Here is an 11733-nt window from a genome sequence, read left to right on the forward strand (position 1 = left end):
CCTAATCTAGATTGGGGACGATTTTATGATCGAGATCTTCTCGTCTCGTGGGTGGCAGTAGATCGATCGCCACCCAGCACAATCCCGATCGAATCGCACCAAACAGCCGTAAAATAGGGATAGACTGACTTTACAAATCGCAATCTTCTATAGATCATGGCAAAAGTACAACCTTCCGTCCAACCCCAGCTAGTCTTGACTAGATTTGGTTTCAACCGATTTGCAGAGCAATTGAATGGCAGAGCGGCGATGGTTGGCTTTGCCGCTCTACTCTTAATTGAGTACATTACCGGCCAAAATCCGCTAGCGTGGATGGGATTGGGCATTAATTAAGGTTTGGCGATCGCCACCCCTAGATTTGGGCATATTAAGAGAGCAACTCAGTGCATTGGCTAATTCTCTACTTATGGACGATCGATTACCCAGCCTGAGCTTGTAGAATAGGATTATAGATCGATGGTATTTTGTAATCCTAGTCTCACCACCTATAAATGAACGCGATATTTCCTACTTTCTTGAAAAGACTATACCGCAAAGAACCAATTTCCAGCTTTATCATTATTGTTGGTGCTGTTGATGCCGTCCTCGGTGGCGTTAATGAGGTAGGCACGTTGATGATTTTGGGACTACTAACTTCGGGCATGGCGATCGGTTATCGTTGGTGGTGCATCCAGCAATCTGAAACTGGGTCGGCACGCAAGTCAAAACAATTATATCTACCCTCCTCAAACCCCAATCGATCGCCACTCCCCGATCTCGATCGTCGTCGCCACCCGCCATTATAAGTTTTGGTTGAGTAAGATCGCTCTGACCGATCGCACCCAAATTACGACTAACTAACTTCAACCTTTTCTATTGACTTAGGATAGCAACTTGCTTGTGAGTAACAATATCTCTTGGACGGCTGAAGCAGAAGCAAAACTCAAAGAAATCCCCTTCTTTGTCCGACCTGCGGCACGAAAGAAAATCGAAAAATTTGCTCAAGCAGAAGGTACGATCGAAATTACCCCTGAGGTTTACGATCGCGCCAAACAACAATTTGGCCAAAAGTAAACTATTGCCGATTGATTGTAAGTACCTAAATCCTAGTATTATCTCAAACACAGTTTTTGGATTCCTACCCCCTACTCCCTAACCCCTACCCCCTAATCTATGTCGATCGCATTTAGCAAATATCAAGGCTTAGGTAACGATTTTATCCTGATCGATAATCGTCACAGCGATACACCAGTTATCGAGCCAGAAGAAGCAATTATTTGGTGCGATCGTCATTTTGGGATCGGTGGCGATGGCGTGATTTTTGTGCTCCCCGGCCAACATGGTGCCGACTACACCATGCGAATTTTTAATTCTGATGGTTCGGAGCCGGAGATGTGCGGCAATGGCATTCGCTGCATGGCCAAATTTATTGCCGACTTAGAAGGCAAAACCGATCTGGCGGTCACTTACAAAATTCATACTCTGGCTGGGATCATCACTCCAGAAGTATTGCTAGAAGGCAATGTCCAAGTCGATATGGGCGAACCTAGACTCTCGGCTGCCGAAATCCCGACGACATTGAGTCCTGCTGATGATCAAGTAATCGATCGATCGATTGAAGTCGATGGCAAATCCTGGACGGTCACTTGCGTCAGCATGGGCAATCCCCATTGTATGACTTTTGTCGAAGATGCTAATGCGATCAACCTCGAAGCGATCGGCCCCAAATTCGAGCATCACCCTGCTTTTCCTCAACGTACGAATACCGAATTCGTCCAAATTATCCGTCCTGATTATGTCAGAATGCGGGTCTGGGAACGCGGTGCGGGCATCACCCTTGCCTGTGGCACTGGTGCCTGTGCGACGGTAGTAGCTGGAGTCCTGACTGGTAAATGCGATCGCTTTTGTACCGTCGAATTACCTGGCGGCTGCCTCCAAATCGAATGGTCGCAAGCAGACAATCGCGTCTATATGACTGGCCCTGCTGAGTTAGTATTTAAGGGAGAAGCCGCACAAGAATAGGAGTATAGATGAGATGACTGCCGCCATCGAGCAACACCCTAATTCAGCGAACGATTTCGCCACTAAGCTCCCACTCAATTTGAGTGCGGTGAAATTCACTCCCGCCCAATTTCAAGATCTGTGCGACACCAATCGCGATCTGCGGTTAGAACTGACTAGCACAGGAGAATTAATAGCTTTGGCACCGACTGGTTGGGGTAGTTCTAAACGAAATTTTAAACTTGGCGGACAGATGTATGTCTGGAACGAGCAAACCCAGCTAGGGGAGGCTTTTGACTCATCGGGTGGATTTGTTTTACCAAATGGTGCGCAACGTTCTCCCGATGTTGCTTGGGTCGAAAGAGCGAGAATTGCCCAACTCGATCCAGATCCAACTAAGTTTTTACCATTAGCTCCCGATTTTTTAATAGAATTACGTTCAGCTAGCGATAGTTTGTCCAAACTCCAAGAAAAGATGCAAGAGTATCGCGACAATGGAGTGCGGTTGGGCTGGTTAATAGATCCGCAACATCAACGGGTCGAAATTTATCGCATTAATCAAGAAACTGAAATTTTGCAATCGCCAACCCAGCTTAGTGGCGAGGATATATTACCTGGATTCGTGCTCGATCTCACTGATATCTGGTAGCCCAATTCATTATTATCAACTTGCTACTTCAACTCGATCGCCTCAATTATACCCCACCCAATTTTACTCGTCCGCTGCTGACAGATATCTCGTTTAATCTGGCTGCGGGTGAATGTTTGACTTTAACGGGGATTACTGGTGCTGGGAAAAGTACGTTATTGCGGTTGCTAAATCGGCTAAATGAACCAACAACCGGACAGATTTTATTCAGTGGTATAGACTATCGATCGATTTCTCCCATGACGCTGAGAAAGCAAGTCATGTTGGTGAGTCAAGAACCAAAGCTGCTGGGGCTGAAAGTACGCGCAGCGTTGGCTTATCCATTGCAATTACAGTCTTTAGGTGCTGAAGAAATCAAACAGCGAATTGTGACTGTGACCGAAAAATTGGAGATTCCCACCGATTGGTTCGATCGATTGGAGTCACAGCTTTCTGCCGGACAAAAACAGATTGTCTCGATCGCTAGAGGCTTAATTACGCGACCGCAAATATTATTACTCGACGAACCGATCGCCAATTTAGATTTTCACACTGCCGAGAAAATCCTCAAGTACATCACTGAATTGGCTCGATCGCAACAAATGGGGCTAATTATTGTCAATCACCAGTTAGAACTAGCCGCCCAATTTAGCGATCGGTTACTCTATTTACAAGATGGTCAATTATCAATTGATAAAGCTAGTAACTTAGTCGATTGGTCGAATCTTCAACAGCAAATTACCGTGGATGAAAGTGAATCGATCGCTGAATGGGAATAATCTTGGCTGGGTCGATTGATATGTTCGTCAAGCGAAAAAGGTAGGGGCAATTCATGAATTGCCCCTACCTTTTTCGCTTGATGTTTTGGCTAAAACTTACCAGCTAAAGCATCTACACAGCGATCGCAAACTAATAGATGTTCGCTATTGGTACCAACAGTTGATGAATAATTCCAACACCGATCGCACTTGGTACCATCGGCATTGACTACCCCAATTTTGCCACCTTCAACGGTTGTTTGATGTTGCAAACCTACTAATCGATCGGCATCATCAATTAACTCAACTTGAGATGCTAGGAACAGATACCGCAATTCATCAATTCCATTGGCATGATGGTGGATTGGCTGCGATGTTATGGATGGAGATGTCGTTACTGGTGCTGGTACCGATGGCATCGGTAGCAATTCTCCAGTTGGATCTTGGAGAGATACCGTTCGGACGGGATGATATTGTGCGCCGATAATATCATTTTTATAAGCGATCGCCCGATCGAATGTGTGGCGGCGTTTCTCTTTAGTTAATAAATTACGCACCGCAAATAAGCCACTCATCACAATCCCAATTCCGGTGAGCGTAGTCTGTACGAACGGAATGTGATTGACGATATCGAGCAACCCGATCGCGATATATAGCCCAAATGCCCCAGTCAATACTAATAAAGTATTACCAATCAATCGCCAACCTTTGCTATAAGCCTCGATTGCGGTGGCAATTGTCCCACCAACTGCATTACTACCACTGAGCAGTGTTTGTTGTAGCTCTGGTAGTGAGGAAGAATTAACTAGTCGATCGATCATCGGCGTCCGCGAATTAGTGGTATTAACTACCGCCCGTCCTCTCATACTCCCCTCCTGGGAAGGGCTGGGGGTGGGTTCCGAAAATTCTTGCAATTTAGCTTTGAGTGTCGGATCGCTCACCTGCAATAACACTTTCGCCTCTAGCGAGGAACCGATCGCCTTATCAGTCCGCGCCTGTTCCATCACCTTATTCACATCCGTCCGCAGATCGCGGATCTTATCCCAGGAGAGGGCTAGATCGGGCTGAAACCACTGCGGATCGAGCTTGACCCAACCAGCTTCAAATACAGATTTGTGAGCGGTTGGGTAGGGCAAATACTGCCAGATATCTTCCGCCATGTGACAGAGGACGGGAGCGATCGCGCGGGTGAGATTTTCGAGAATAATTGCCAGGACTGTCTGACAACTGCGGCGGCGGAAAGAAGTCGGCGAGCTGATATACAACCGATCTTTGGCGATATCTAGATAGAAGTTGGACAGATCCACGATGCAGAAATTCTGGACGATCTGAAAAAACTTAGAGAACTGATAGCGATCGAATGCTTCGGTAATTTCGCTTAAGACCACACTCATTCGATGCAGCATATAGCGATCGAGTTCGGCTAATTCGGCATAGGGCACGGCATCTTTGGCTGGGTCGAAATCATGAATGTTTCCGAGCAAGAACCTGGCTGTATTCCGAATTTTGCGGGAAGCATCAGATAATTGCTTGAGGACATTCGGCCCGATTCTCACCTCGTTAGCGTAGTCTACTGACGATACCCATAGGCGGACGATATCCGCACCATAAGCTGGATCTTTCTGGGGGTTTTTACCACCATCCATCACTACCATTGGATCGATAATATTCCCCAATGATTTACTCATTTTTTCGCCTTTTTCATCCAACACAAAACCGTGAGTGAGGACGGTTTTAAAAGGTGCAATGCCATTATTCGCGACGCTAGTGAGCAGACTCGATTGGAACCACCCCCGATGTTGATCGGAGCCTTCGAGATACAGATCGACTGGATAAACGAGATTATCCCGTTGATTGGCAACCGCCGCCCAGGAAGAGCCGGAGTCAAACCAGACATCCATCGTATCCATACCTTTATTGTAGGTACGTCCATTGTGACGATGAGATTCTGGCAATAATTCCTCGACAGGCATCGAATACCACGCGTCGGAACCATGTTCGCGGAAGATATTTTGAACGTGATTAATTGTTTCTTCCGTTAGTAATGGCTCATTAGTTTCGGCATCATAAAACACTGGAATTGGTACACCCCAATTGCGCTGACGAGAGATACACCAATCTGATCGTTCGGCGACCATCGGCGTAATCCGATTTTCACCTTGCGCGGGAATCCATTCGACTTCCGAGATTGCTTTAAGCGCAGCTTCTTTAAACCCTTTAACCGATGCAAACCACTGTTCGGTCGCGCGGAAAATCGTTGGCTTTTTCGTCCGCCAATCGTAGGGATATTTATGTGGATAAGCTTCTTCTTTGAGCAGGGAATTCACTGCGAGTAATGCTTCAATTACCAATTGATTGCCATTACCCAACACATTTTCCCCTTGCAATGTTTCCCCGGCTTCCGCCGTGAAGTTGCCATCGCCATCAACAGGTGCGAGAATCGGCAGACCGTATTTCAGTCCGACGATATAATCTTCTTGCCCGTGGCCTGGAGCGGTATGCACTAGCCCAGTCCCCGATTCTGTCGTGATATAGTCACCACCGATAATCACCGGACTGACTCGATCGTACAGTGGATGCTTGTAGGTGCAGTGTTCTAATTCAGAGCCTCTAATCACCGATTTAGGCGTTAGGTTGAGATTTAGTTTGGCAGCTAACCCATCGACCATATCTGCTGCGACGATCGCGTATTTGCAGCCATGGTAATGATTATCCTCGCGGCCACTAACTTCGACGATCGCGTAGCTAAGTTCGGGATTGACAGCTACAGCTAAGTTTGCCGGAATCGTCCAGGGTGTAGTCGTCCAAATCGCCACCGCTAAATCATCCTGAAATGGTTCTAAAACCGCCTTAGCTGCATCGGTAATGTGAGTAACCTTAAATGCTGCAAAAATACTCCGCGAGACGTGTCCTTCGGGATATTCTAGCTCCGCTTCTGCCAGAGCTGTCTTTGAGCTAGGACTCCAATGCACGGGCTTCAAACCGCGATAGATATAGCCTTTGAGCACCATTTGGCCGAAGACACCAATTTGAGCTGCTTCATACTCCGGCTGGAGCGTGAGATAGGGTTGATCCCATTCACCCCAGACACCCAAGCGTTTGAAGCCAATTTTTTGTGATTCGACTGTTTTAAGTGCAAATGCGGCTGCCTTCTGACGTAATTCCAATGGCGTCAGGCTCAGGCGTTCCGCTGGCTTCATGTCTTGGATCACTTTTAGCTCGATCGGCAGTCCATGACAATCCCAACCAGGCACGTAGCGGACTTTGCGGCCTTTGAGCAGTTGGTAACGGTTGATGATATCTTTAAGCGTTTTATTGAGCGCATGACCCATATGCAGCGTGCCATTGGCGTATGGCGGGCCGTCATGCAGCACAAAAATCTCGCCAGGATTGGACTGTGACAGCCGTTCAAAAATTTGCTCGTCTGCCCAGAATTTTTGCAGCTCGGGTTCGCGAATGACAGCGTTAGCCCGCATGTCAAACTTAGTCTGGGGTAGGTTTACGGTGTTTTTGTAACTTCCAGTTGCTGTCACAGTGGTAAATGCTCGATGGTTTGTATCCGTATATTATAGGGCGTGAAGTGCGGGGGATGGGTAATTGGGATATTCCGCGTCCAGGAAGAGCGATCCATTAGCGATTTGATCGAGTCGCACATTTTCACAACGTCGATCGCTGATACTTGCCAGTAACCCGATCTCAAACAGTATGAACAATCAGCTATTGTGCGCTTTCCTCGATCGGCGTAAATATGAAATAATTGAGCAAATATATCAATGAAAATTCACTAAAATATCTAATCTTTTGATCGCAAATATCGGCCTAATTGTGGTTTGATTGGAATTCTGTGGAGATGATTAAAAAAGCTGATCGATCGGAAACATTGCGCTACGATCTAGAATCCATTGCCACAAGGTGAGCTGACTAGCTATAAATAACTGATTAATAAAATGGATCGCCAATATTTTTACCAGATCCCGACACCGATCGATCGGCATCCCTATCTTCAGTGGCAAATAGATCCCAGGCTTAGACGGTATATTTACCAGCGCATACCCGATAAGTTGGCCAGATCGCAAGTCCTAGAAATCGCGCAGATCTTAGTAGTAGAGTTGTGCCAGCTAGTCACAATAGATTTGCCAAATTATACCCCTACCCAAAGATGTCTGCGGGGATGTATTACGGCACTTCTGGCTCAAACACTCTTCTTGGATCGCAACGTCGGTGCCAAGGTTCATCTTCAGATCCGTAGGCAGATATTTGAACCGCTGCAACTCCACTTCCAGGAAACCGAACTGCAAGATGTTTACCAGACTGGTTTGAGTATTATTTGTCATCCCGCCCAGTTTCTCAAGAATTTTCAGCCCGATCGATTAGATTGGTACCAAAGTTTAGCCACCTATAGTTATTATAAATTTCGGCAATCGCTGATCGATCGGTTGCGAACGTTGCCGAATGCGGCAGACTTTAAGCGCACTAATCTGGGGCTGCTATATCGTACCAGTATTGAATCCGCTCTCAAAGAGTGCGAACCAGCCGGAGCGAGATTCGAGGGATTATTATTACTGCATCAATGTTTTCGGGAAGCGGTAGTTGCCAAACAGTTTGTCACGAACCAGCCCCAGCCGAGTCATTACGATGCGTTGTTAGCTCGGTATCGATCGCATCAACGGAGTAACAAATTGGCGATTGTCGATCGAGCAATGGCGATCGAGTTGTTGCAGTATCTTGGCAATATGCTGCGCAACTATCGCAAAATCGGTACCTATTCTTTGGATACACCAGTGGGTGAAACTGACAGCGGCACGAATTTTGGCGATCTGCAAGCCTCTCCCCAGGCGGGCTTGACGATCGAAGCTACCGAAATTAGGGAACGCGCGATTCAATTTCTCGATCGACAGCCGCCTAACCGTGTCTTATTACTCATCTATGGGCTAGAACTTAATCAAGAAGATACTGGCATTGAATTGAGCTTAAATCAAACCACGATCGGGCGGCAAACCAAGCGATCGATCGCCAAATTAGCACAAGCATTTTATCTCGATCGCGCTCCGATTGAGTCGGAGCGCGATGCTTGTGTCGCTCCCATGGCTGGGGAACCCAGCTGGGGCGACTCCGCTTTATCAGTTGAAGTTTTGGCTCAATATGTCGATTATCTGACGTGGATTTGTGAGGACTATTACCCGACATTATTAACGACGATGTTGACTGAGATCTTGGCAGATCGCCAGATCGCCGCCAACATTGTCGATGTATTTGTCGAGCGAATAGAAACGCAATGGCAATTCAAATTTAAACCAGGGGGGATCGGATCGACCAAACTCGCGGCACTCGTCCAACAGCACCAGGGGCGTGGCAAATGGGCGCGGAACGCCGATATCCACCCTAGTTTGCAATTGCAACCAGAGCACACCTAGCTCTAATAAATTGCGATGTTGCCAATTTGGCTTTGCTGACTTGATGTATGAATTGCCCGCGAAATCGGTGGTAGGGGCAATTCATGAATTGCCCCTACCACCGATTTCGGAGATCGCTTCTAAAAAATCATCCATGAATTCAGCAACGCCGTCAATTTCAGGCGATCGCGCTATTCTCGCCCAACTCCCAACTAATTCACCACACCCTGCATATTTAGAGATCGACTGCCCGATCTAGGATCTAAGTCACCAGTCGTTACTCGTTCTTTGCCAAATTGCCCGATCGGTCTATCATCTTATCTTTACTCCATGAAAACCACCGTCCTGACTGCACTCCTGCTCGCTACCAACTTGCTCCCGGCGATCGCTATATCCCCTGAGATTGTCAATCCACCCCAATCACACCGTCTAGCCGATGCGGATATCAATAATAGCAGTCTCACGCCCCAACAAATCCGCACCCAATCCACCAAAATCACCGTGCGGATCTCCTCTGAAAATAATGGCGGTTCGGGAGTATTGATTGGCAAAAAAGTGACCAAGAATGCTTCAGGAGCGATGACATATCTCGTGCTCACGAATAGGCATGTCACTGGGAACGGTACCAAATTTCAAATTAAGACCGCTGATGGCAAACAACACACCGCTCAACTGACTCCAAATACCCAAATTAGCCCCAAGTATGATGTCGCGTTGCTCCAATTTACTAGCACTCAGAAATATCAACTGGCCGACCTAGAATACGATACAGGGTCGGCGATGAACGCAAATAGAAAGATTTATAGTGCTGGATTTCCCTTCGATTCCGCCCAACTGCGGTTCACCTCTGGAGCAGTCTCCCAACTCTCAGACGTACCGCTCGAAGATGGTACCCAAATCGGCTATGTCACCGATAAGGGCGCGACTAATATTCGTCAAGGGATGAGCGGGGGGCCTGTGTTGGCGATTAGTGGGGATAAAGCGGTAGTTATCGGCATCAATACGATCGGTGCAGCACCGCTAATCCCCAGTTATACCTACTTTGATGGCAGTAAACCAACTGCGAAAAAAGCGGCGGAATACACCAAGTCGAACTGGGGTGTCCCGATCTATAACGTCCTCTCGCAATTAAATCCTGACATTCTTTACCAGTATGACAACCTGCCCAAGGTGCAACGGAAAGTGGCACCGACGGGATACATGGCTCAACTCAATCGTCAAACGCGCCAACAGACTGTCCGGATCGAAGCTAATGGCGGCAATGGTTCGGGTGTCATCGTCGCCAAGCAAGGCAGCACATACTATGTCCTAACGGCCAAACACGTAGTTTTTGACATCCAGGAGACTAAACAGCTCTTTGCTAATGTTAAAACTATTACCCACGACCAAGAAAGTTACACCATCCAGCCGACTGATATTACCCTGGCTGAGGGTCTAGATTTGGCAATAGTCAAATTTACGAGTAATGCTAATTACCCGATTGCCTCACTGGGCACTTATAGTCCTCGCAAAGATGCCACTGTCTTCGCAGCCGGATTCCCCGCACGAGAGAGAATCGATAGTCCGCTGTGGCAATGGCAGCTAAATCCAGGTAAAAATATTGCGAATCAGGAATTTAGCAAATTTCAGACTCAAGATAAATTTTCCTTCGAGAGTGACGGTTACGATCTGATTTATAGCAGTATTAGTTACGGCGGGATGAGTGGTGGCCCAGTATTTGATACTGAGGGCAGAGTTGTCGGGATTCATGGCAAGGTGGAAGGGGATGGCGGTAGTAAGCAGCAGGGATGGAATGAGGATCTCAGTTTTGGGAATAGTTTGGGGATCTCGATTCGGAGTTTCATTGGGTTAGCAACGAAATTAAAAGTTAGTTCCCAATTGCTGAAGACGAGTAAGAATATTGCGAGGGATTTGAATGCTGGCGAACTCGCAACAGTTGTCGCCGTAAGGGATAGTATTTCCCAGCCGCCAGCAGATGGGGATGCGAAACAATGGTTGCAATATGGCAATCAACTGCATCGGATTGGTAAATACGCCGAAGCTGTCAAAGCCTTCGACATCGCGATCTCCAAAGGTGGCGCATCCACATGGGCGGGCTATTATGGCAAAGCGCGTGCTTTTGGATCTGACAAAAAATATTCCCAAGCTGTAGCCTCCATCTCGACAGCAATCTCGACTATTCCCGCCCAAAGCCGCCGCTTGCATTACTACATGTGGCAAAGGCAGAGTGGTTACTATCTAGAGTTGAGAAAATACAATGAAGCCATCAAAGCGATCGATACGGCGATCGGCTTAGAACCGACCGATACCCTCTTATTTAGTGCCAAAGCTCGGATATTTAATAATGCTGGCAAATATCAACAGGCGAACGCTATCTACGATAAATTGATCAAAGATCGACCAGAAAATTACCTGTTTATTAGTCGGGGTTACAATAAATTGGAAGCAGGGGATAAGGCCGCAGCATTATTAGATTTTAATAAAGCAATTTCATTAGATCCTAACTCTGCCAGAGGGTACATAAGTCGGGGCATTCTCAACTACAGAGCTGGAAATAGTAATTCAAAGACAATTTTAGATATTGATAAGGCAATTTCACTAGACGATCGATCGGAAGTAGCTTACTTCTTGCGTGCTAATTCAAAGCTTCAATTAGGGGATAATAAAGGAGCCTTATTAGATGCAGAAACGGGAATCTCACTAGAGCCTAAGTCTCATTTAGGCTATATTGCGCGAGGAAATGCCAAATCTCAACTAGGCGATCGACAAGGGGCATTATTAGATTTTGACAAAGCAATTGCCGTAGAGCCTAACCAAACTTATCCTTTTACGAATCGTGGATCATTCAGAGCGAAACTAGGTGATCAGCAAGGATCGTTGTCAGATTTTGATCGAGCAGCCAGCATCAATCCTAATGAATCGGCAATTTATAGCAGTCGCGGTGCAATCAAACTTAATTTTGGCGATAAAAAAG

At 46.8% G+C, this 11733-nt stretch carries 10 protein-coding genes; 9 read left to right on the forward strand and 1 reads right to left on the reverse strand.

The features are described 5' to 3' along the window. Positions 1–156: 156 nt before the first annotated feature. The 6 genes from RMO27_RS08030 (at position 157) to RMO27_RS08055 (ending at position 3387) form a co-directional block, all read left to right on the forward strand. Complete coding sequence (locus RMO27_RS08030; RefSeq protein WP_309731114.1) at positions 157–333, forward strand: hypothetical protein; 177 nt, start codon at positions 157–159, stop codon at positions 331–333. A 158-nt stretch (positions 334–491) separates the two neighbouring features. After that, positions 492–785: a hypothetical protein gene (locus RMO27_RS08035; RefSeq protein WP_309731116.1), complete on the forward strand. Its 294-nt coding sequence runs from the start codon at positions 492–494 to the stop codon at positions 783–785. A 94-nt stretch (positions 786–879) separates the two neighbouring features. After that, a complete protein-coding gene (locus tag RMO27_RS08040; protein ID WP_309731118.1) occupies positions 880–1053 on the forward strand; it encodes a PCP reductase family protein in 174 nt (57 codons plus the stop codon). 99 nt (positions 1054–1152) lie between these two features. After that, entirely contained in the window at positions 1153–2001 is an 849-nt protein-coding gene (dapF, locus tag RMO27_RS08045) for a diaminopimelate epimerase (RefSeq protein WP_309731120.1), read from the forward strand. A 13-nt stretch (positions 2002–2014) separates the two neighbouring features. After that, positions 2015–2629, forward strand: a complete 615-nt coding sequence (locus RMO27_RS08050) for a Uma2 family endonuclease (protein WP_309731122.1) — start codon at positions 2015–2017, stop codon at positions 2627–2629. A gap of 20 nt (positions 2630–2649) precedes the next feature. After that, the gene (locus tag RMO27_RS08055; RefSeq protein WP_309731124.1) at positions 2650–3387 is read left to right on the forward strand and encodes an ABC transporter ATP-binding protein; all 738 of its coding nucleotides are present in this window, start codon (positions 2650–2652) and stop codon (positions 3385–3387) included. An 89-nt stretch (positions 3388–3476) separates the two neighbouring features. Here RMO27_RS08055 and ileS read toward each other — a convergent pair whose 3' ends face one another. After that, entirely contained in the window at positions 3477–6899 is a 3423-nt protein-coding gene (gene ileS / locus RMO27_RS08065; protein WP_396133641.1) for an isoleucine--tRNA ligase, read from the reverse strand. Between the two features lie 414 nt (positions 6900–7313). Between ileS and RMO27_RS08070 the strand changes: the two genes are divergently transcribed. The 3 genes from RMO27_RS08070 to RMO27_RS08080 form a co-directional block, all read left to right on the forward strand. Beyond that, a complete protein-coding gene (locus tag RMO27_RS08070) occupies positions 7314–8780 on the forward strand; it encodes a hypothetical protein (RefSeq protein WP_309731126.1) in 1467 nt (488 codons plus the stop codon). A 10-nt stretch (positions 8781–8790) separates the two neighbouring features. Continuing rightward, positions 8791–9018 carry a hypothetical protein gene (locus tag RMO27_RS08075; RefSeq protein WP_309731129.1) on the forward strand — a complete coding sequence of 76 codons (228 nt, stop codon included), beginning with the start codon at positions 8791–8793 and terminating at the stop codon, positions 9016–9018. A gap of 71 nt (positions 9019–9089) precedes the next feature. Then, positions 9090–11733, forward strand: a 2644-nt coding sequence (locus RMO27_RS08080; RefSeq protein WP_309731131.1) for a trypsin-like peptidase domain-containing protein, incomplete at its 3' end; no start/stop codon positions are given.

This window comes from Chamaesiphon sp. OTE_75_metabat_556, assembly GCF_031378165.1.
Taxonomy (GTDB): domain Bacteria; phylum Cyanobacteriota; class Cyanobacteriia; order Cyanobacteriales; family Chamaesiphonaceae; genus Chamaesiphon.